Genomic DNA, 22,448 nt, shown 5'->3' with positions numbered 1-22,448 from the left:
AAAAAAAGCCTACATTAGATGTTTGTATAAACTCGGTTATACAAGATTTGAGTTAACTTGCAGTTCAAACTTCCCACTGAAGGGCCTGTTATAGTTGCAAAGATTCACTCGTTTAATTTGTTAGTGTTGAGTTTATCAAATATATACTAATGTAGGCAGTATCGTATTTATTTTGTAAGAACGTTTTTATTTTCGAGTAACTCACTCAATTTTTTATCTAGATTTTGTAATCTAATTAATGCTGTATCATTATCTTGTGAAATTGAAATTTGTTTTTGCTCCACTTGTGCGGCAAATTGTAGTGCACACATGGCTAAAACATCTTGCTTATCTCTAACGGCATAACTTTGTTCAAACTGTTTAATCATGGTATCAATTTTTTTTGAAGCACTTCTAAGGCCTTCTTCCTGATGTGTTTCTACTGTTAAAGGGTAGACACGATCTGCAATTGATATTTTTATTTTTAGTTTTTCACTCATTTTCTTTCTAATCCGAAAGTTGTGCTATGCAATAATCGATTTCACGAATTAATGAATTTATTTTGAGTTTTGTTTCTCGTTTGTTTTCTTCACTGCCTAATAATGAATTAATCATTTTGAGACTATCAATTTGATTTGTTAACGAAGCAATCTCTTCAGATTGTTGCTGCTGAATCTTCTTTGATGTCAACAATTGTTCGTTTAAATCTAGATTTATTTTTTCAAGTTGGATCAATTTTTGATTCAGTTTGAAAAATTTAACTTCTAGAGAATCAATTAATTCAGATAATCCATTCATTAATGATATAATTCATTTCATTATTTCACAAAGTTAACATTAGTATTCAAAAATAGCAATAGTTTTTATTAATTTTTGTGATATTTTTTCTGTTTTATATAAGTATTTGGTTGCTAGTCTATTACTCTATTGCTGTTTTTCTTTGTTTTTACTTTCAATTTTTTTACTATTTTAGCGATAAACTAAAGCACTATGAAACTTTTATTAGCCGTATTATTTTTTCCTTTTCTTGTTTATGCTCAAGATTATCCAAACGATTTTTTTCAATCTCCTTTAGATATTTCTTTAGATGTGTCGGGTTCTTTTGGTGAATTAAGAAACAATCATTTTCATTCGGGATTAGACTTTAAAACTCGTGGAGTAGAGGGACTTCCTGTTTATGCAGCCGGTGATGGGTATGTGTCGAGAATTAAAATTTCAACATTTGGATATGGGAAAGCTATATATATAACTCATCCTAATGGATATACTTCAGTGTATGGACACTTACAAAAAGCTAGTGGTGCTATTCAAGAGTACATTTTAAAAAAGCATTATGAGGAACAATCCTATGAAATAGAACTTTTTTTATATCCAAATGAACTTCCTGTTAAGAAAGGACAAATAATTGCTTTTACCGGAAATACAGGAGGAAGTGGTGGTCCACATTTGCATTTTGAATTTAGAGATACTAAATCGGAGCATATTATCAATCCATTGCACTTTGGATTTAAAAAGATGTTAAAAGATGAAAGAAAACCTATTATTCAGGGAGTGGTGGTTTATCCGATGGACTCCTCTATTGTTAATAATTCTCAGAAGCCAATAAATATTTCTTTTTCAAAACAGTCGGATGGCTCTTATTTAGGTGTAAAAGTGAAAACGAATGGAAGATTGAGTTTTGGAATCAATGCCTATGATTTTTGTACCAATGGATATAATAAAAATGGTTTGTACAAAGTTAAAGCTTACTTAAACGGGGTTTTGCAATACCAGTACGGATTTGATGCTTTCTCATTTGATGAATCTCGTTATATAAATAATTTTATTGATTATGAACGCTTTCATGAAATGGGACAAAGGGTTCAGAAATTATTTCAGTTGGATTCCTATCCACTCTCAATTGTTTCTGGAAATAAAAAGGATGGGATAATCAAAATTCAGCCTAATGTAAACTATGTTTACAAGGTAGAATTGTATGACTTTCATGGGAATAAAGTTGATTTAAATATTCCTATTGAATTTTCTTATCAAGAGGCAAAGATTAAAAAAGAAACGGATAAAACACCTTATTTCATAAAGGCAAAAACTGAAGCTATTTTTGAAAAAAATAAGGTGTCGGTTTATATACCCGAAAACACATTTTACAATAATTTTTACATGAATTTTGATGTCAGTGATGCTATTGTAACCCTTCATAAAGATAATGTCCCCGTTCATAAAAATATAACCTTATCTTTCAATGATGTCACAGGACTTTCAGAGGAAGAATTAAGTAAAACTTATATTGCTAGATTGGATGGATACAAGTTGGATTATAACAAAACTTATAGAAAAGGAAATAATTTTTCGATAAAGACAAAGAATTTAGGGCAATATAAGTTAGCACAAGATAATACACCTCCTAGAATTTATAATGTAAATTTTGTAGCAGGAACTACTATTAAAGATCAAAAAACGATAAGTGTATCTGTTTCTGATTTGCATACAGACATTGATTCCTATAATGCTTACCTTAATGGAAAATGGATTTTATTGGAGTACGATTATAAAACAAAAAAACTTACACACAATTTAGACGATGGAATTTGCGTTGACGGTAGAAACGATTTAAAGATTGTGGTTACAGATAGTTTGCAAAATTCAACTACCTTTGAATCTTATTTCTTTAAATAATCAATGTCTGTTCGTTTGAAAAATATAATATTTCTTTTGTTCTTAGCTTTAACTTTTAGCACGTTTGCTCAAAAAGCACGTGTTAAAGGTGTTATTTTAGATGAATTTAATAACGCAGTAGAAAATGTAAACGTTAACGTTGGAGATAAAGGAACAGTCTCTGATAAGAATGGGTTCTACATCATTGAAATAGAGGCTAATAAGAGAATTACAATTGTCTTTTCACACCTTTCTTTAAAAAAGACATCGATCAATTTGAGTCTAAAACCCAATGAAGATTTTGAGTTAAATCCGGTCATGAATTCAAAAGTAGAAGAGTTTGGAGAAGTTACTGTTTTCGGAAATAGCAAAAAACGAATTGAAGGAGTTACCACAATAGATCCTGTTATTATTAGAAAAATACCAGGTGCTAATGCAGGTATTGAAAATATTATCAAAACCTTACCCGGTTTTAATAGTAATAATGAATTAAGTACATCTTATGCCGTTCGTGGGGGTAATTACGATGAGAACTTAGTGTATGTAAATGAAATCGAAGTCTATCGTCCTTTCTTAATTCGTTCTGGTCAACAAGAGGGATTGAGTTTTACGAATACGGATATGGTTTATAATGTTGATGCATCTGCAGGTGGTTTTCAAGCAAAATATGGAGATAAACTAGCATCCGTTTTAGATATTACTTATCGAAATCCAAAACAATTTGGGGCTAGTATAGAGGCCAGTCTTTTGGGTGGAAGTTTAACAGTAGAAGGGGTTTCCAAAAATCAAAAGTGGAGCAATATTACAGGTGTTCGTTACAGAGATAACAGTCTTTTGGTAAATAGTCAAGAGACGGAAACTAATTTTAGGCCTACATTTTTTGATGCACAAACTTTATTGAATTATAATGCATCTACGAAGTGGAATTTTAGTTTTTTAGGGAATATTTCTCAAAACAGATATAATTATCAGCCATTAACACGTCAAACTAACTTTGGAACCATTGATGAGCCTATTGCTTTGTTGGTTTTTTATGAGGGTCAGGAGAAAGATAAATACCTTACTTTTTTTGGTGCTGGAAAAGCTGTTTATCAATACAATGAAAGAAATAAATTAAAGTTTCTCCTTTCTGGGTATCACACACAAGAACAGGAATATTATGATATTTTAGCACAGTACCGTCTAGGTGAAGTAGATGCAAATATTGGTTCCGAAACTTTTGGAGATGTAGTTTTTAGTCGTGGAATTGGTTCGCAATTAAATCATGCTCGTAACGATTTGGATGCTTTAATTGTGAATGCAGAGATGAAAGGTTTTCATGAAATTAATGATAAGTCTCAAATAGAATGGGGAGCTAAATTTACTTTAGAAGATATTCGTGATAGAATTGTAGAATGGGAGGTTGTCGATTCAACTGGATTTTCGCTACCAAATCCGGATTTAAATTATCAAAACGATCAACCTTATAACCCGTATGTGGGGCCCTTAGCGCCTTATCAAAATATTAGAGCTACTAACTTTACTAAGATTAATCGTTTTTCGGGTTATGCCCAATGGAATTTTCGTGGAACTCTTGGAACGCATGAATATTGGTTGAATGCAGGTGTTAGGGCACATCAATGGCAGGTTACTGCGGTAGGAAGGCCAGATGGGGTTAGTCAAATTACTTTTTCTCCTAGAGCTCAATTTGCCATAAAACCGGATTGGAATAGAGATATGATGTTTCGAATATCAGGTGGTTTGTATCACCAACCACCTTTTTATCGTGAGCTTCGAGATGAAGAGGGTGTTGTACAAACCAATGTAAAAGCACAAGAATCGTTTCATCTTGTATTAAGTAATGATTATAGTTTTAAAATGTGGTCGCGTCCCTTCAAGTTGGTATCAGAAGCGTATTATAAAAATATCACGGATGTAAACACGTATACCATTGATAATGTTCGTATTCGATACAGAGCTAACAACAATGCAACAGCTTATGCTTATGGATTTGATGCTCGTTTAAATGGTGAGTTTGTTCCTGGTACCGAATCCTGGTTCAGTTTTGGGTACTTAAAAACAGAAGAAAATCAAGATGGGCGAGGTTTTATTGCACGACCAACTGACCAACGATTGAAGTTTGGAATCTTATTTCAGGATTATATGCCCAATATTCCAAATTTAAAGTTGTACTTGAATTTAGTTTACAACACAGGGTTACCGGGAGGTGCGCCTTCCTATGTAGAAGATTCCTATGCATACCAAATGCGATTGAATGATTACAGAAGAGCTGACGTTGGTTTTTCGTATGTATTTAAAGATGAAAGTATCAAGTCTACAAAATCTTGGTTAAAACCATTCAATGAATTTTCATTGGGGTTTGAAATTTTTAATTTGTTCAATAATCAAAATGCGATAACGAATACTTGGGTTCGCGATGTGTATACCAAATCGCAATACGGAATCCCAAATTATATGACGACTCGTGTTTTCAATATCAAATTGATAGCTCGATTGTAAGCCAATAATTATTTTAGTATATTTGACTATAAAAATTAAACAAATGAAGCGTATTCTTTTTACTTTTAGCTTGGTTGCAACTTTGATAAGTTGTAAAAAAGAAGCAGAAACTCCAAAGGTTATCTATGAAGAAGGAAAAACGAAGATAGCAGTGGAAGCAAGAGATACGTCTTCAATCAAAGTGGCTGATTTGCCAATTCTGATGGAAGGAACTAAGTATTTGATTCACCCTGTTGGGGATGTTCGTGTGTATGATTCAAATAGTAAAGTATATGGAAGTAGTAAAACCAATCAAGTTAGTTATGCAATTTCTAATTATAACCGATTTGAAATTACAGGTTATTTCGATAATTTGAATTTTCAACACATTGATTCTACCACAGTAAAACCATTAACAGATAAAAAAATCCAAATTCAAACAGCTACTTTTTTAGATGGAATTGCGACTAAAACTAAAAAACAAATCATCGTCTATACTTTAGTGGATTCCGATACCAATAAAGACGAGAAAATCAATCAGAACGACATTCGTTCTTTGTATTTAAGTACGATTAATGGTGATAGATTCACAAAACTTTCAGAAGAGTTTTTAGAATTAATAGATTGGAATATCGTAGAAGCTCAAAGCCGTTTGTACTTCAGATGTATCGAAGACATAAACAAAAACGGTGCTTTTGATAAAAATGATAAAGTGCATTATCATTTTGTAAACCTATTGGCAGACGAATGGAGTGTGGAAGTGTATCATCCTAATTAGTGAATGTCATCTCTCAGAGGATTTTAACTTTGAATGGTTGTTTTTCATAATAAGTAACCTGATATAAATCCATTAAATTAGGTTTATTAGGTGCTGTAATAAAAACGATTCAAATCCAAATGACATTTACTAAATATGTTGATTGGTGTATGGACTGCTAACGCTAATAATTAAAAAAAAAAATGGTCAACTTCCGTCGACCATTAAAATTATTTCTCACTTGCTTTTCGCTCTTTAATATATTTTGTTAACATTTTACCATATTTTGTTTTTGCAACTTCTGGCTTCATGTTTTTGTGAATAGTGTCTAAATAGCTTAAATTAATGTCTGCAATTTCTGAAAGTGCTAAATAAGGGGCAATTGCTGCATTACCATGTGTCGAAGCAAAATGAGCCGTGTATCGATACTTTCTTTTTAAAAGTTTTTCATAGGCTACTTGAATGCTATCAGTGGTTTTTGTATTGGGTTTTAATTCGTTTTTAAGACGCTTAGCCATTAAAGCTAAATTCTCATCATTAAAGCGGCTGTTCATTTCCTTGAATTTTACCCATAAGTCATGATTTTTAGAGCCTGTAATTTTGGCATCAGCAAAAAAATGTTTAAGTGTAGTTTCAATAGATATATTTCCTGGCTCAGCAAAAAAAGGCAAGCTATTGTCTACAGAATTAGTCTGTCCTCTATCTAAGAATAAATACAAAACTTCTGGACTTTCTAATTTGATATGACTTTCAAATTTAGAATCTCCTTTAATCGTAATACTATCAATTATGATTAGTGTTGTGTCTTCGATTTTTTGAAGGTATAATTTTCCTTGACTCAAACCTTTTACATCTCCAGTGATATGTACATTTGCTTCTTTATTTGTTTCTTTATTTTCACAAGAAACCAGTGTAGCAATAAAAAGTAGTGCTAAAGTTATTTTTTTCATTATTTCATTTTTGAGTTCGCAAAGTAAATAAAAAATCCTCAAAATACTATGTAGTTTGAGGATTCTTAGTGTTTTTTATTTTATCCTTTCAGCCAAGCTTCTCTTATACTCTTTTTACTGTCGTCTGTTGCTTGATAACCTTCTTGTTGTTCTTTTGGCATAATGACTTTTCCATTGATAGTTTGTTCTTCACCATTTCGCTTTATTTTAACTGTAATAGCATCACCATCTTTCCAATTCATACTTGCCATAATTAAATCATAAATATTGTCAAGGTTATATTCTTTTCCATTGAATGCTAATAATGTATCATTGTTTTTAAGCCCTAATGTGGTCATGAAAATGTTTAATTCAATTTCAGGGAGTACCTTAATTTCCTTAGTGTTAGGATCTATTGTTATATAAGGTTGTGTTTGTCCTTTTAAAAACGGATTTCCAATGATATCAACGGTTGCTTCTGTTACTCCCATTTTTGCAAAATATTCTTCGTAAGGGATTGGAGTTTCACCAGCTACATATTTCTTTAAAAATTCACCTACTTCTGGGTAAGTTAATTGGGTTATTTTTCCAAATAATTCTTCATCTTTGAATGCTTTTTTAGTTCCATATTCGTTGGCTAAGTCTTGCATTAAATTTAAAATTCCTTTAGTACCATTACTGCTCTCTCGAATTTGAATATCCAAACACATAGCAATTAAAGCCCCTTTTTGGTAAACATTCAAATATTGCTCTTTGTAAGGCGGGTTTAGTACATTTTTACTCATTTTAGTAAAACTCATTTTGTCATTCATTTGACGCGATTGTGCAATTTTTCCAGCCATTCTCTCGAAAAATTCTTTTTCATCAATTAATCCTTGATTTACTTGAAATAAATTGGCAAAATATTCGGTAACACCTTCATACATCCATAAGTGTTCAGACATTTCAGGTTTGTTAAAATCAAAATTTTGTATTTCATAAGAATGTACTGTTAGTGGCGTTACAATGTGAAAAAATTCATGAGAAACAACATCCTTTAATTGCTCTTGTAGCATTTCTAATCCCATCATTTCGGGCATTACTACCACGGTAGAAGTAGGGTGTTCTAATGCGCCAAAACCTTTAGCATCTTTAGCTTCCACATCTGAAAGATAAAGTAAAATAGCATATTTTTTAGTTGCATCAATTGGTCCTAAGAAACGTTTTTGTGCCTTCATCATGTTTTCCATGTGAGGTGTAATTTGTTTTGCAGTGTATTTTCCTGTGGGCGAGAATACACTAATAATGATTTCCATATCATCCACCATAAATGAAGTGAAATCTGGTTTGGAATACATGATTGGCATTTCAACCAAACTAGCATATTTAGGCATGACAAATACATCATTAGTAGCACTATTGTCGGTATCTATCATTGCGGAAACTCCAAGCAAATGAGAAGGATGTGTTACCGTTAATTTATATGGAGTTTCTTCTTTTCCTTTAAAGTATCCAACAAAACCATGAGTATTTAGCATAAAATTAATGCCAGCATTTATATTGGTTCCAGATGGAGAAAAAATATCTTCACTTTCTCCAAAACCAGCCCCGCCCTCTGTATCATAGGTATCATTCACCCAATAGGTAATTTTTGTTAGTTTAGGTGCCTCATAAATAGTATATGAATTTTCATCAATTTTCGCAATTTTCAAATTATTTCCTTTTGCATCAAAAGCTTTTACATTTTCAATAAAGCGTCCGTAATCATCTTCTGAATAAGTGCCGGGAACTGTTTTTGGAATGTGAAAAGTTGTGGTTTCTGATGTAAAAGTTGGAGCAATTACAGTCACCATCACCTTATCGTCTTTTACATTTATCAAATCGATTGTAACATCTACTTCATTTTTTATTGAAGTTGATTTTTGTAAAGAGGTACAACTCCATAAGAAACTAACAACCGTTAGCGAAAGGATTATTTTTTTCATTTTTAAATCTTAAATTAATTAAGTAATAGGTAGTAATAATTGGATAAATGTTACAATTTTTATGTTTTATTCTTTAGTAACGTTTAACAGAAATAGCGAAATTTAGGGAACAAAAAAACTCTTGTGAAACAAGAGTTTTTTTTAATCAAATTTATTTTTAAAGTAGTATTTGCTATCTAAGTCTTCATCTTCCAATTCGTTGTATTTGATTGGTTTAGGCTTAGGTTTACTTGCAGTTACTTTCTTTTTCCAAAGTTCAAAATTATCTTTGGATAATCTCTTTCGCATTAATTCGGTTACCTCGTTTTCAGATACTCCAAATTCTTCTTTTAAAACTTCAAAAGGTTTTTTTTCCTCCTGAGCCATAGCAACAACTCTATTAAGTGTCTCGTTGTCGAATTCTGAAATTTTCTTCTTTTTCATCAGACGAATCGTATTTCTGTCTTTTAAATAGTTAATAATGTCAATATTAATAAAAAAATCTTTGTAAAATTGAAAGTGCTGTTTTTTTTATAAATTATTAAAAACAGTATCCTAAAAAATCATTTTTTTAAAAATTTATTATAAAATCATTCGAAACGTTAAATTTACTCTAGCTTTTTTTGATTGTGAAGCTTTTGGGATTTGATGTTTATAATGGACTTGACTACCTTCTTTCATCAATAATAAACTTCCATGATTTAAATTTAAGGTCATTTTGGCATTAGAATTTATATTGTGTTTCAACTGAAACTTACGTTCTTCCCCAAAACTTACAGAAGCAATTATAGGATTTCGTCCTAATTCTTTTTCGTTATCAGCATGCCAACCGTTGCTATCCTTTTCGTTACGATATAAATTAGCCAGTACTGTTGTAAAATGTAGATTTGAAATTTGTTCTATTCTTTCCTTAATAAAGATTAATGTTGGATTCCAGGGATGAGGTTGCATGGTTAGACCTGAGTAGGAATATGGTTTTCCTTCATTTCCGAACAAACATGTTAATCTGGGTTGCGCAATTTTTTTACCGAAAATGGTAATGTCATCTTGTTGCCAAGGCGTTTCATTTATTAGTTTATCAAATAACATATCGGCTTCTTCTTTGTTGAAGAAATTTGGATAGAATTCAAAAACCGCATCGGGTAGTGGTATAATTATTTTTTCTTTTGGGAATAAATCGAGCATAAAAAAAGCGGTGATTAACACCGCTAATTTACTTTATTTTTTTGAATTGTATGTTCATGATAACAATAGCAGTAATAATTAACACTATTCCAAGCCATTGAATAAGTACTACTTGTTCCTTTAATAAAAAATACGCCATCATAACTGATACTGGTAATTCTAGGGAAGAAACGATACTTCCTAATCCAATTCCAGTATGAGGGAAACCAGCGTTTAATAACATAGGAGGAATTATGGTACCAAATAAAGCCAAAATAATTCCCCATTTTGCAAAAATTTCAAAATTGAAAGGTGTAACTTGGGTGTAGAAGCTAAAACCAAATACGATAACTGCTCCACCCAATAGCATGTACAAACTTCTTTGTGCTGATGAAATTCCTAAAGCTACTTTGTTAGCTGTAAACATAGTTGTCGTAAATGAAGCAGCTGCTAATAACCCCCAAAACAAACCGCTTGACCAATCGATTGTTGGATTATTAAAATCGATTTTAAAAATATTTATTGCCAATGCAGTTCCAATTAATACGATGATTACTGAAATGATCTTTTGTATGGAAGGGGCTTTCTTTTCTAAGATCCATTCAAGTAAAACGCCCATCCAAACGGTTTGCATTAGTAACACAATTCCGATTGAAACGGGGATGTATCTTACTGCTAAATAATAGAAAACACTCGTCATTCCTAATGAAGTTCCTGCTAACATTAAGTGAAAAATATTTTTTGAAGTTGCTTTTGCAGCAGTATTCTTATTTTTTGTGCGTTGGTATAAATTGATAATTAAAATTCCAACAATTCCTAAGATGAATTGAGACGAGGTTACTTCTGCTGTTGTAAAATTTTCTTTATAAGCTAATTTTACGAATGTTGCTAACATTCCATAACTTGTTGCGCCTAATGCCACAAGAAAAACTCCTTTGATTATATTGTTGTTTGACATGTCTAAAATTTTTAAGGGGCGCAAATATAGGGAATTTGAATTTAGAATTCAGAATTTAGAATTCGGAACTTTAGTAAGAATTTAACATCATCGTTTTAAATAAAAGTTCAAAAGTGGAGTTATATCATTTTAAACCCGTTTCTATGAAGCATTTTATACTATTGATTGCGATTTGTTTTTTATGTTGCAATAATTCAGAAGTTGAAACTTTAGCAACAAAAGATTATAACTCATTTCATAAAGAAGCAAAGACATTTTGTAAAGAAAATCAATATAATGAAGACTACTATTTTTTGGTTGATTTGAGTGTGCATTCAGGGAAAAATCGCTTTTTTATTTATGATTTTGTAACGAAGAAAGTGTTGGATAAAAATTTGGTAACACATGGTAGTTGTGATCAATTTCAAGAAAACCCAAATAAATGGAAGAAAGCTAAATTTGATTATAGAGTAAATAGTCATTGTTCGATGAAAGGGAAATATAAAATTGGAAAGCGCGATTATAGTTCTTGGGGAATAAACGTGAAATATTGGTTGCACGGATTAGAAGCTGCTAACAAAAGTGCTGTAAAAAGGGTAGTGGTTTTGCATTCTTGGAGTGCCGTAAAAAATGAAGAAATGTATCCAAGATATAGTCCTTTGAGTTGGGGGTGTCCTGCAGTTTCTGATGCCTTTATGAAAAAGTTAGATGAGCGTTTACAGCAAACGGATAGACCTGTTTTATTGTGGATAGTGGAATAATTATTCTACATCATCTGATAAATCCTTCAAATGTACGCGTAGTGCATTAACTGAAATGCTAATTTCCCAAAACGAGATTCCTAATGAAATTAACAAACAAAATAAGCTAGTTCCGAAGAGGTAAATGCCAAATTCACTATAATTCACATATAGTAGTAACATCGCAAACACGGATAAAAATAAGCACATAACTCCGAAAAGTTGCATGTAGCGAATTAATGTTAATCTCAAGTTTAGATTTTTAATTTCCAGTAGAATGCTTTTATTGTGATTGTCATCGTAGTTTTTCTTTAAGTTTCGTATGATTTGCGCAATGGTTAAGAAGCGATTGGTATATGCCAACAGAATTAAAGAGGTTGCAGAGAACAATAATGCAGGAGTTTCTAAGGTGAGTGTCATCGTGTTAAAGTTTAATATTCATTTGATATATTCTACTTAATCCATTTTCATAGGCTGAAATTTCGGCTTTAAATTCATCTAAGTTAGAAACTTTTTTTTCTATTGCAATTGCTCTTTTGCTAGTAAAATATAAGATATTTGAAGAGGTATCATAGAAAGGACAGTAATCCATTTGTTTGGAATTAATTGCATTTCCTAGATTTTTTGCTTTTTCCCAATTCCCTTTTTTGTCTTTATAACTTATGTATAAGTCACCACTGCCCATGCCTTCTGGACTTCCGTATATGGTATATATAATGAAATCTTCGTTTGGATTTACATAAGCATTGAATTCATAGCCTTCGCTATTGATGTTTTGTCCTAAATTTTCGGGTTCTGAAAAATGTGTTCCATTCCAATTACAAACTAGAATGTCATCTTTTCCTAAGGTATTGATTTTGTCTGAGGTAAAGTATAGGTTTCCTTTATTTGTTAGACAAGGATAAAATTCATCGTATTTGGAATTTACTGGAGCTCCAACATTTATTGGCTTTGACCATTTGCCATTGAGATCTTCTCTTTCTACATACCATATGTCATAATCCTTCACGGTTGTACTCGTCTCGTCAATTGGTCGATTCGAGGCAAAATATAAACGCAAACCATCTTGGGTTAAAAAAGGTTCAATGTTCCTAAAATCCCCTGAAAAGGCTGTCATTTCAGGGTCAGTCCATCCCTTTTTCTTTTTCTTGATTACGGCAATTACAGCTCTATCTTCTGTTGGATTTTGGATGGTGAAATAAATCTCATCTTGAGTTTTAGAAATCGTAAAATCGCGTACGTTTTGAAAATTAGAGAGCATTTTTAAAGCGGGAATTGGTGTTATAGCTTCTTGAGAAAAACCCAAAACTCCCAAAAACAATATAAAAAAGATTTTAAATGGTTCGGTCATTATTTTTCTGAGATTTTTTTTATAATTGCTAAACCTTTTGGAAATGATTCTATAAAGTGATTGGCATGATCATCCACGATATCTAGTGTTACTTCAATTCTTGAAGTTGTTCCATTCGAAATTACAACGTAATTTTCTTGAGCACCTGACCAAGCTTTTGTAGCTTCATCCATAGGTTGTTCTTCGAAATCTTTAATGTTACCAATATGAGTAAAATACATTTTTTCATTCGGAATTAAAGTTGAAATTTCGCTATACATTCCATTTCCGTTAGGATCTAAAAAATGAATACGTTCGCCTTGTTTCCATGTGGATTTCGCATAGGAACCTTCGCAAAAAGCGGCTGTCCATTTTTTGTAGTTTTCTTCCTCCCACATAGCGTTCCATACTTTATCTGCTGGAGCGTTTATCTCGATTTCGAATGTTAGCTTTTTCATGTTTTTTTGCTTTGATAGTCAAAGTTACAAATACTTTTTTAGAATTGGTATGTAGATGGAAAGGATTTGCTTATGTAAAACAATAATGGAGCGTATTGTTTTGGAACACAGATTATGAGAATTTTTGAAATCTTGATGAACTTTAAGTAATATTAAGTTTTGTTGAAACTGTTTTATATGATCTCTATGTTTAAAAAAATGGTTAAGTTTTAGAATGCTGTTAACACAGGTTTATCAAATAGTTGCAGATTTTCTTAGCGTAGGATTTTGTGTGTCTTACGTTTAAATATAGTTTCGCTAAAGTAAAGCTGAATCATAACGGTTTTTTTGGAAAACAAATTAGCGGAGTGTGATAGATTTTTAAATTTTTTTTGGTGTAGAATTGGTATTCAAAAGGAACGTATTAATATAAAACAAAAAACCTACAAGGAATTTAAATCCTTGCAGGTTTAATTTAGTTGATTATGAGATGCTGATACAAGTTCAGAATGACAATTCGATTACTTCAACGTTTCAAAACTTCTCTTGACAAAAGATGTTAGTTCTTCTCCTTTTAACAAACCTTGTGAAAGTTTCGCTAAGTCTAAAGCTTGTTTTACCAAGTCTTTTTGAGTGTCTTCTGGACTGTTTAAAATAGTAGTGGCTAGTACTGAATTCGTGTTTACTACTAAATTATACATGTCGGGGAAGTTGCCCATTCCAAACATTCCTCCACCGCCCGATGCACTCATTTCTTTCATTCTGCGCATGAATTCGGGTTGGGTAATAATGAAAGGCGCAGCATTGCTATCTAAATTTTCTAATTGAACGGTATAGTTTTCTTTTGGAACTACTGTTTCAATTGATGATTTTAATTTTTCTTTTTCGTCATCTGATAATTTCGAAATCGTTTCTTCTTCTTTCTGAATTAATTTATCAATATGGTCGGCATCTACACGAGCAAAAGTTACATTCTCATTATCCGCTTCTAATTTTTGAATTAAATGCGACACGATTGGCGAATCTAACAATAACACTTCATAGCCTTTTTCTTTTGCAATATCAATGTAGCTGTGTTGTGCGTCTTTGTTCGAAGCATATAAAACTACTAATTTTCCGTTTTTGTCGGTTTGGTTATCTTTTAATGCTTCTTTTAATTCGGCTAACGTATAATATTTATCATTCGTTGTTGGATATAAAACGAAATCGCCTGCTTTTTCATAGAATTTTGGTTCCGAAAGCATACCATATTCCAATACCACTTTGATGTCGTTCCATTTTTGTTGAAAGTCTTCACGATTCTCGTTGAATAACGATTTTAATTTATCGGCTACTTTTCTAGTGATGTAATTTGAAATTTTCTTCACATTGCCATCTGCCTGTAAGTAAGAACGTGATACGTTCAATGGAATGTCTGGAGAATCCACTACACCTTTTAGCATCATCAAAAATTCAGGAACAATTCCTTCTACATTATCGGTTACGAAAACCTGATTTTGGTACAATTGGATTTTGTCTTTCTGAATTTGTAAATCCGATGATAATTTTGGGAAATATAAAATTCCAGTCAAGTTGAACGGATAATCCACATTTAAATGGATGTTGAATAATGGCTCATCAAATTGCATTGGATACAATTCTCGGTAGAAGTTTTTATAATCTTCTTCCGATAAATCACTTGGTTGTTTTGTCCAAGCCGGATTTGGATTGTTGATGATGTTGTCTACGTCAACATATTCTGTTTTGTAATCTTCTGGAGCATTTTCTGGTTTTGGAAGTGCTTCTTTCTTAGTTCCGAATTTAATCGGAATTGGCATGAATTTGTTGTATTTCGTCAACAATTCACGAATTTTGAACTCTTCTAAAAACTCAAGTGAATCTTCTGCAATATGTAAGATGATTTCGGTTCCTCTTTCTGTTTTATCGTGAGGAACTAAAGTGAATTCCGGACTACCATCACAAGTCCAATGTGCGGCTGGCTCATCTTTATATGATTTTGTAATGATTTCTACTTTGGACGCAACCATGAACGCTGAGTAAAATCCTAATCCAAAGTGACCAATAACACCTGAATCTTTGGCAGAATCTTTATATTTTTCTAAGAATTCTTCCGCTCCCGAAAAAGCGATTTGGTTGATGTATTTTTCTACTTCCTCTGCAGTCATTCCTAAACCTTGATCGATGATGTGCAGTTTTTTACCTTCTTTATCGATTTTTACTTCAATAATTGGGTTTCCATATTCTACCTTGGCTTCACCAATACTGGTTAAATGTTTTAATTTTAAAGTAGCGTCGGTTGCATTCGATACTAATTCACGCAAGAAAATTTCGTGATCACTGTATAAAAACTTTTTAATTAAGGGAAAGATGTTTTCTACTGAAACATTGATTTTTCCTGATGCCATATTTAAAATTTTAAGTTAAACAAATTATTACTACTGGTTTATTCAAATTCGATACCAAAATAAAGAATATGACAAATTGACGTAGTGTTTTTAAGTATATTAGGATAGATTGTTTCATCTTATAATTAAATAGTGTAAATTTGTGTACCCAATAAAAATTAAAAAAAATGAAAAAAAGTGTAGTAGTTTTATTCTTATTTACAGTGTTTTTTAGTTGCAAACCTAAAGAAACCGTTACAAGTACCAAGTTGGATAACAAGACTGAAGTAGCTATCAAAGGCAATTGGCGAATTGTATCAGTATCATTTCCAGGTTCGGATTATTTAAAAGTAACTTCTTTTAATATTGCGGATGCCAAATGTTTTGAAGGTAGTGAGTGGAGTTTTGTATCTAACAACAATAAAGGAAGTATGCTTTTAAATAAAGGAAATTGTCCTGCTTATTCGAGTAATATTACTTGGTATGTTAACAAAGATGGTTTTATGGTAATGAAATTTTTAACTGACGGTGTGAAAGCAAAGCATACTAGTTCGGGTTATATATTAACAGTAGTAAATGTTAACGAAACTTCTTTTCAGTTGGTTGACAAGGTAAATGTTGGTGGTAAAATGGTTGATTTAACGTATAATTTTGAGAGAAAATAATAGAAAGATGAGAAAAGCAGTAAATTATTTGATGGTAGCTACGCTTGTAGGCGGTATTTTTTTATCAGGCTGTAAGGCTGTGAAAAATGCAAATAATACACAAAAAGGTGCTGTAATTGGCGCTGTTGGGGGTGGTGTTTTAGGAGCGGTTTTAGGGAATAATTTAGGTAAAGGCGGTAATGGGGCGCTAGGAGCTGTTTTGGGAACCGTTATTGGAGGGACTGTTGGAGGTGTAATTGGTAATAAAATGGATAAGCAGGCTAGAGAAATTGAAACGGCTTTGCCAGGAGCTCAAGTAGAAAGAGTGGGTGAAGGTATTCGTTTGGTTTTAGGAGAAAATTCTGTAAATTTTGATTTTAATAAAGCAACGTTGACAACAAAAGCCAAACAAAACTTGGATAAATTGATTCCTGTTTTTAAAGAATATGCAGATACCGATATTAAAATTTATGGTTTTACGGACAGTAAAGGAGCGGATGATTACAACCTAAACTTATCTAATCAAAGAGCTACAACGGTAAGGAATTACTTAGCTGGTAAAGGTTTAGTAGCTAAAAGATTTTCAGTTGTTGGTATGGGTGAAGCAGAACCTATAGCAACGAACGATACAGAAGCAGGTAGAAGTCAAAACAGACGAGTTGAATTTGCTATTGTAGCTAATGATAAAATGATTGAAGACGCTAAAAAGGAAGCTGGGAATTAAAATAGATTTAGGTATTCGAAGTCTTAGGATTAAACTGCTCTTTTTGGAGCAGTTTTTTTATTTGTATTTTTGAAAAAAAATAATAATGCTAAAAGTTGATAATATTAGTTTCTCGTATGGCACTATTCCCAATTTGAGAAATGTATCATTTCATTTGTCAAAGGGTCAAAATTTGGCATTAATTGGAGAAAGCGGCTGTGGAAAAAGCACATTACTAAAGTTAATTTATGGACTTTATGATTTGGATGAGGGTAGTATTCATTGGAATGACATTGAGGTCTTAGGGCCAAAGTTTCATCTCATTCCTGGAATGTCTTTTATGAAATATTTAGCTCAAGATTTTGATTTGATGCCCTACATAACTGTTTCTGAAAATGTTGGGAAATATTTATCGAATTTTTTTCCTGAAGAAAAACAATCCCGAATTTTAGAGCTTTTAGAAATTGTTGAGATGACAGATTTTGCAAATGTGAAAGCCAAGTTTCTAAGTGGAGGACAAATGCAACGTGTGGCATTAGCTAGGGTTTTAGCGGTAGAACCTGATATTCTCTTATTAGATGAGCCTTTTAGTCATATCGATAATTTTAGAAAAAACAGTCTCCGAAGAAAGTTGTTTGGATATTTAAAGAAAAATAAGATTACCTGTATAGTTGCTACTCATGATAGTACTGATGTTTTAGCTTTCGCAGATGAAGTAGCTATTATCAAGGAAGGTGAAATTATAGATAAGGGTTTTCCTAAAATGATTTATAATCATCCAAAAAACAGTTATATTGCTTCTTTGTTTGGGGATGTCAATGAAATTTTGATAAACAACAAGATACATTTAGTTTACCCTCATCAATTGAAAGTGACTCCAGATTCAGATTTAAAAGTAGAAGTTGTCACATCTTTTTATAAAGGAAGTCATTATCTAATTGAAGCGAAATTTGGAAATCAAACCTTATTTTTTGTGAGTCAAAGTGAGATTGAAAAAGAGAAAATAGTGGGATTGAGTCTAATTTAATTTTTTTAAATACTCTTCCAAATAGGATAAAAAATAACCCTTTGAATAAAAAAATTCAAAGGGTTATTTTTTGTTCTTTTTCTAATTCTTAAGGTATTTTTCTAAGAATTGATCTTGCTCCCAAAGTAAATGTAAAATATTATCCTTTGCAGCATATCCGTGCGATTCTTTTGGTAAAATAACCATTCTAACAGGTGCTCCTAAATTTTTCAAAGCTTGAAAATAGCGTTCTGTTTGTAGTGTAAATGTACCAGGATTATTATCAGCTTCACCATGAGTTAATAATAGTGGTGTTTTCATTTTGTCAGCATTCATAAAAGGCGACATGGTATTGTATACTTCTGGAACATCCCAATAGTTTCTTTGTTCACTTTGAAAACCAAAAGGCGTTAATGTTCTATTGTAAGCACCACTTCTCGCAATACCACAAGCAAATAAATTCGAATGTGTTAATAAGTTTGCCGTCATGAAGGCACCATAAGAGTGTCCTCCTATTGCTACTTTCTTTCTATTAATGTAACCGAGGTTATCTACAGCGTCAATGGCAGCTTCCGCATTAGCAACTAATTGCGGAATAAAAGTATCATTTGGTTCGGTTGTCCCTTCACCAATGATAGGGAAAGCTGCATCATCTAAAACCGCATATCCTTTCGTTACCCAATAAATGAAAGAACCGTAACTAGGGAATGTAAATTCGTTAGGATTTTTATCGCTTTGTCCTGCCGAATTTTTGTCTTTGTATTCTGCTGGGTAAGCCCAAATTAGTAAAGGTAATTTTTCCTTTTTTGTTTTATCATATCCTACAGGGAGGTATAAAGTTCCTGAAAGTTCGACACCATCTTTACGCTTGTATTTGATGACCTCTTTGTGTACATTTTTAATACTTTCGAAAGGATTTTTAAAAGAAGTTATTGGGGTTAATTTATTTTTCGATTTAATATTTCTAAAATAATAATTTGGATATTCATTTTTTGATTGAATCATCACTAATACTTCTCCTTTTTTAAAATCTTCAATAGACAACAAATCTTCCTTTTTATCTTTTATATTTGAAGTGTATAAACGTTTCTTTTTTAGGGTGTTGAAATCAAATTCGTCAATAAAGGGGAATTGTCCGTCTTTTGTGTATCCTGAACCCATCAAATACCCTTTATTATTTTCTATTGCGATGGTGTAGCGACCAAATTCATTTTTCTTCATTTCAAAATTCCCTGGATCTGAGTAGATATCTTGTGAATTTCTGTCTTCAATTATTCTAGGAGCAGCTGATAAATCCGATGGATTAATTAAATAGGCTTTGGTATTTCTGGTGTCATACCATGAATCAGCAACTATGGCGATATTGTCATTTGCCCACATCATTCCAGCATAACGTTGTTTTGTTTTAACTAATGAAGTTGGGTTTGAGGTAAACGGTGCTTCCCAAAGAAAGACTTCATCTCTAAAATCAATTTGTTTTGATTGATCGCCCCCATCTAGCGCTTCAACAAAAAATAATGTAGCTGCTTTGTCGGCTCTCCAACCCATATTCCTTCTTCCTGTTCGTACAGATGAAAATCCTTTAGGCATAATTTCTGTAAGTGGAACTTCATTAACTTGTTTAATTTTGTTTCCATTGCTATCATAAACAATAGTCTTTTGTGGAAAACGACTCAGAGGTACTATGTATGAATATGGTTTTTCTATTGTGGTTAACATTAAGTAATTTCCATCTGGCGAAAAGCTTTCACCTGCGTAAATAGCAGCTTCTTTAAAAAATGAAGCATCACCAGATATTGAGATTTTATATAATTCTGATGTGACTAAAGCATCAAAATTTGCTTCGTCGGTTTTGTTTTTTAACAAATCTTGGTAGGTTCTATTTTGTGATTTTGAACCATCACTAACAGAGACGATGGGGCCATTAGGTAAATCTTTTTTGCTGTCTATTAATGCAGGACGATTTTTAGGTAACATTTTTACTAAAAGCGTTTCGTTGTCTTTCATCCAACTGTATGGACTTCCTAGATTAGCATTTAGATTATCTGAAGTGATTTTTTTTGCTGTAGCAGTTGCAACATCTATAATCCATAATTCAACCCCCTTGTTAGTTGTATTTGTAAATGCGATTTTCTTTTCGTTTGGCGACCATGAAATGTTAGTGATAAGTGCATTTTGAGGCAAACCATTGACTTGAATTTCGTTTTTCTCATTTACTTTTCTAATTTTTAAATTGTTGATATAAGTAACCGTGCTCGATATGTTGGTAATAGGATTAATTCGTAAACCACCTAATCGCATTTCTTCCTGACTTAAATCGTCGAGCGTTTTGTAGGTATTTCTGTAACTAAGTAGCATGAATTCTTTTTTGGAATCCATACTAACAGATGGCGCTCTTTCATAATCAGCAAGAGCTAAAATTTCTGGAGATGGCTTTTGAAACGTAATATTTTCTTGAGCAAAAACAGAAAATCCAATAAAAAGGAAACTTAAAAAGTTTATTTTTTTCATCATATAATGGGTTTGAATAATTTTAGTCTAAGATAGCTAATTTGAGGTCAATTTTAATAGTCTAATTGTTAATTCTTTTATAAATTAAGCTTGAGTTTACTAGTTTGAGTCCCACACATGAGCTGTTGAGGATTTTTTAAATTAAAAATGATAAATGTCATTCAATCCTTTTTTTGAGCATTATATTTTTGCTTTATAAATGTTAAAAATATAAAAATGAAAAAATTATTTTATTTAGTAACTATCCTCTCTGCTACTGGTTTTTTTCTATCTTCATTTCGTTCTGTTAATGCTTCCGCCTATGAAGAAAAAAATTCTTATCAGGACCCTAAAAATGGTAAGATTCAATACGAAAGACACTGTATGATGTGTCACAAGGAAAATGGGGAAGGAGTTGCTAAGTCATTTCCACCGTTAGCAAAGTCAGATTTTTTAAATGCAGATTCAGATAGAGCTATTCGAATAGTTATTCATGGTTTATATGAACCAATCGTTGTAAATGGTAAGAAATATGAAAATTTTATGGTACCTCATAAAGATATGTCAGATAAGGATATTGCGGATGTTCTGACTTATGTATATGATAGTTGGGGAAATAATAAAACAAAAATAACACCTGAAATGGTTAAAAAACAGCGTGTTAAAAAATAAAATCCACTGCTCAAAAGTTTTTAAATTCTGTTAAAAAAAGTGTCGAAATTGCTAAAAACTAAAAAACAAGCCTTGTAAAATATTAATTTATTATTTTTGCACTGTAAAAATAATTAAAATTAAATTATGTTTCACTCCAAAATATCAGGTTTAGGCTATTATGTTCCAGATAACATTGTTACAAATGATGATTTATCTAAAATAATGGATACTAACGATGAATGGATTCAAGAGCGAACTGGAATTCAAGAGCGTCGACACATTATAAGAGGAGAAGATACCACTACATCAATGGGGGTTAAAGCAGCAAAGATTGCAATTGAACGCTCTGGTATTGCCAAAGAAGACATTGATTTTGTAATATTTGCTACTTTGAGCCCTGATTATTACTTTCCAGGCCCGGGTGTTTTAGTACAACGTGACTTAGGTTTAAGGACTGTTGGAGCTTTAGATGTTCGTAATCAATGTTCAGGGTTTGTATATGCGATTTCAATTGCTGATCAGTACATTAAAACGGGAATGTATAAAAATGTTTTAGTTATTGGTTCGGAATTGCATTCAACAGGTTTGGATATGACGACACGTGGTAGAGGTGTTTCGGTCATTTTTGGGGATGGCGCAGGAGCTGCTGTTCTTTCGAGAGAAGAAGATTTGACAAAAGGAATTCTATCTACGCATTTGCATTCAGAGGGGCAACATGCTGAAGAGCTATCATTGATTGCTCCAGGAATGGGTAAACGTTGGGTAACCGATATCATTGCAGATAATGACCCAAATGATGAAAGCTATTATCCTTACATGAATGGGCAATTTGTATTTAAAAATGCAGTGGTTCGTTTTAGTGAAGTAATTAACGAAGGATTACAAGCTAATAATTTACAGGTTTCTGATATTAATATGTTGGTACCCCATCAAGCCAATTTGAGAATTTCGCAATTCATTCAGCAAAAATTTAGATTAACTGATGATCAAGTATTCAATAACATTCAGAAATATGGTAATACTACAGCAGCATCTATTCCAATTGCTTTAACCGAGGCTTGGGAACAAGGTAAAATAAAATCAGGTGATTTAGTGGTTTTAGCTGCTTTTGGTTCTGGATTTACTTGGGGAAGTGTGATTATTAGATGGTAGCTTTTTAAGAGAAGAAATTATAGAAAATAGCATATAGATAAAAAGCGCTCTGAAAATCTCAGAGCGCTT

General features: G+C 32.1%; 21 protein-coding genes. 9 read left to right on the top strand and 12 right to left on the bottom strand.

The genetic code is table 11. The annotated features are described in order from the left end of the window. Positions 1 to 167: 167 nt before the first annotated feature. The gene (locus BUE95_RS07050; protein ID WP_073582878.1) at positions 168 to 479 is read right to left on the bottom strand and encodes a cell division protein ZapA; all 312 of its coding nucleotides are present in this window, start codon (positions 477 to 479) and stop codon (positions 168 to 170) included. A gap of 7 nt (positions 480 to 486) precedes the next feature. Next, positions 487 to 777: a hypothetical protein gene (locus BUE95_RS07045; RefSeq protein ID WP_073582876.1), complete on the bottom strand. Its 291-nt coding sequence runs from the start codon at positions 775 to 777 to the stop codon at positions 487 to 489. Positions 778 to 969: 192 nt separating this feature from the next. On the opposite strand from BUE95_RS07045, the gene BUE95_RS07040 reads away from it, so the two are divergent. The 3 genes from BUE95_RS07040 to BUE95_RS07030 are packed head-to-tail and all read left to right on the top strand — an operon-like array spanning position 970 to position 5,887. Beyond that, positions 970 to 2,652: a M23 family metallopeptidase gene (locus BUE95_RS07040; RefSeq protein ID WP_073582874.1), complete on the top strand. Its 1,683-nt coding sequence runs from the start codon at positions 970 to 972 to the stop codon at positions 2,650 to 2,652. Between the two features lie 15 nt (positions 2,653 to 2,667). Continuing rightward, complete coding sequence (locus BUE95_RS07035; RefSeq protein ID WP_394333986.1) at positions 2,668 to 5,130, top strand: carboxypeptidase-like regulatory domain-containing protein; 2,463 nt, start codon at positions 2,668 to 2,670, stop codon at positions 5,128 to 5,130. Positions 5,131 to 5,173: 43 nt separating this feature from the next. Next, complete coding sequence (locus tag BUE95_RS07030) at positions 5,174 to 5,887, top strand: hypothetical protein (RefSeq protein ID WP_073582870.1); 714 nt, start codon at positions 5,174 to 5,176, stop codon at positions 5,885 to 5,887. A gap of 209 nt (positions 5,888 to 6,096) precedes the next feature. Here BUE95_RS07030 and BUE95_RS07025 read toward each other — a convergent pair whose 3' ends face one another. The 5 genes from BUE95_RS07025 to BUE95_RS07005 all read right to left on the bottom strand — a co-directional run bounded on the left by BUE95_RS07025 (position 6,097) and on the right by BUE95_RS07005 (position 10,860). Then, positions 6,097 to 6,816 (bottom strand): DUF4369 domain-containing protein, encoded by a 720-nt coding sequence (locus tag BUE95_RS07025; protein ID WP_073582868.1) that lies wholly within the window; start codon positions 6,814 to 6,816, stop codon positions 6,097 to 6,099. A gap of 80 nt (positions 6,817 to 6,896) precedes the next feature. Then, on the bottom strand, positions 6,897 to 8,759 hold the full coding sequence (locus BUE95_RS07020; RefSeq protein WP_073582866.1) for a M61 family metallopeptidase: 1,863 nt from the start codon (positions 8,757 to 8,759) through the stop codon (positions 6,897 to 6,899). 141 nt (positions 8,760 to 8,900) lie between these two features. Continuing rightward, complete coding sequence (locus tag BUE95_RS07015) at positions 8,901 to 9,182, bottom strand: TIGR03643 family protein (RefSeq protein WP_073582864.1); 282 nt, start codon at positions 9,180 to 9,182, stop codon at positions 8,901 to 8,903. A 138-nt stretch (positions 9,183 to 9,320) separates the two neighbouring features. After that, positions 9,321 to 9,923 carry an alpha-ketoglutarate-dependent dioxygenase AlkB family protein gene (locus tag BUE95_RS07010; RefSeq protein WP_073582862.1) on the bottom strand — a complete coding sequence of 201 codons (603 nt, stop codon included), beginning with the start codon at positions 9,921 to 9,923 and terminating at the stop codon, positions 9,321 to 9,323. A 28-nt stretch (positions 9,924 to 9,951) separates the two neighbouring features. Continuing rightward, positions 9,952 to 10,860, bottom strand: coding sequence for an EamA family transporter (locus BUE95_RS07005; RefSeq protein WP_073582860.1), 909 nt, complete (start codon positions 10,858 to 10,860; stop codon positions 9,952 to 9,954). A 143-nt stretch (positions 10,861 to 11,003) separates the two neighbouring features. On the opposite strand from BUE95_RS07005, the gene BUE95_RS07000 reads away from it, so the two are divergent. Beyond that, positions 11,004 to 11,600 (top strand): murein L,D-transpeptidase catalytic domain-containing protein, encoded by a 597-nt coding sequence (locus BUE95_RS07000; protein WP_073582858.1) that lies wholly within the window; start codon positions 11,004 to 11,006, stop codon positions 11,598 to 11,600. Here BUE95_RS07000 and BUE95_RS06995 read toward each other — a convergent pair whose 3' ends face one another. From BUE95_RS06995 to htpG, 4 genes are all read right to left on the bottom strand, one after another. Further along, the gene (locus BUE95_RS06995; RefSeq protein WP_073582856.1) at positions 11,601 to 11,999 is read right to left on the bottom strand and encodes a DUF2721 domain-containing protein; all 399 of its coding nucleotides are present in this window, start codon (positions 11,997 to 11,999) and stop codon (positions 11,601 to 11,603) included. A gap of 4 nt (positions 12,000 to 12,003) precedes the next feature. Next, the gene (locus BUE95_RS06990; RefSeq protein WP_073582854.1) at positions 12,004 to 12,930 is read right to left on the bottom strand and encodes a TolB-like translocation protein; all 927 of its coding nucleotides are present in this window, start codon (positions 12,928 to 12,930) and stop codon (positions 12,004 to 12,006) included. Continuing rightward, a complete protein-coding gene (locus BUE95_RS06985) occupies positions 12,930 to 13,367 on the bottom strand; it encodes an SRPBCC domain-containing protein (RefSeq protein ID WP_073582852.1) in 438 nt (145 codons plus the stop codon). Before BUE95_RS06985 ends, BUE95_RS06990 begins: the two co-directional genes overlap by 1 nt. Before the next feature lie 500 nt (positions 13,368 to 13,867). After that, a complete protein-coding gene (htpG, locus tag BUE95_RS06980; protein WP_073582850.1) occupies positions 13,868 to 15,751 on the bottom strand; it encodes a molecular chaperone HtpG in 1,884 nt (627 codons plus the stop codon). Positions 15,752 to 15,918: 167 nt separating this feature from the next. Here htpG and BUE95_RS06975 point away from each other — a divergent pair, with 167 nt between their 5' ends. The 3 genes from BUE95_RS06975 to BUE95_RS06965 all read left to right on the top strand — a co-directional run bounded on the left by BUE95_RS06975 (position 15,919) and on the right by BUE95_RS06965 (position 18,104). Next, positions 15,919 to 16,395, top strand: a complete 477-nt coding sequence (locus tag BUE95_RS06975) for a lipocalin family protein (protein ID WP_073582848.1) — start codon at positions 15,919 to 15,921, stop codon at positions 16,393 to 16,395. Between the two features lie 7 nt (positions 16,396 to 16,402). Then, positions 16,403 to 17,098, top strand: coding sequence for a YiaD family glycine zipper/OmpA-like lipoprotein (locus tag BUE95_RS06970; protein ID WP_073582846.1), 696 nt, complete (start codon positions 16,403 to 16,405; stop codon positions 17,096 to 17,098). 85 nt (positions 17,099 to 17,183) lie between these two features. Then, positions 17,184 to 18,104: an ABC transporter ATP-binding protein gene (locus BUE95_RS06965; RefSeq protein ID WP_073582844.1), complete on the top strand. Its 921-nt coding sequence runs from the start codon at positions 17,184 to 17,186 to the stop codon at positions 18,102 to 18,104. Between the two features lie 81 nt (positions 18,105 to 18,185). Here the strand turns inward: BUE95_RS06965 and BUE95_RS06960 are convergent, their stop codons facing one another. Then, positions 18,186 to 20,597 carry a prolyl oligopeptidase family serine peptidase gene (locus tag BUE95_RS06960; RefSeq protein WP_073582842.1) on the bottom strand — a complete coding sequence of 804 codons (2,412 nt, stop codon included), beginning with the start codon at positions 20,595 to 20,597 and terminating at the stop codon, positions 18,186 to 18,188. Between the two features lie 213 nt (positions 20,598 to 20,810). Here BUE95_RS06960 and BUE95_RS06955 point away from each other — a divergent pair, with 213 nt between their 5' ends. Continuing rightward, positions 20,811 to 21,245, top strand: coding sequence for a c-type cytochrome (locus tag BUE95_RS06955; protein WP_073582840.1), 435 nt, complete (start codon positions 20,811 to 20,813; stop codon positions 21,243 to 21,245). 126 nt (positions 21,246 to 21,371) lie between these two features. After that, entirely contained in the window at positions 21,372 to 22,379 is a 1,008-nt protein-coding gene (locus BUE95_RS06950) for a 3-oxoacyl-ACP synthase III family protein (RefSeq protein ID WP_073582838.1), read from the top strand. The last annotated feature ends 69 nt before the right edge of the window (positions 22,380 to 22,448 follow it).

Origin of the sequence: Flavobacterium cucumis, assembly GCF_900148835.1 — a bacterium.
GTDB classification, from domain to species: Bacteria; Bacteroidota; Bacteroidia; order Flavobacteriales; family Flavobacteriaceae; genus Flavobacterium; species Flavobacterium cucumis.
This window is presented reverse-complemented; position numbering and strand designations above follow the sequence as displayed.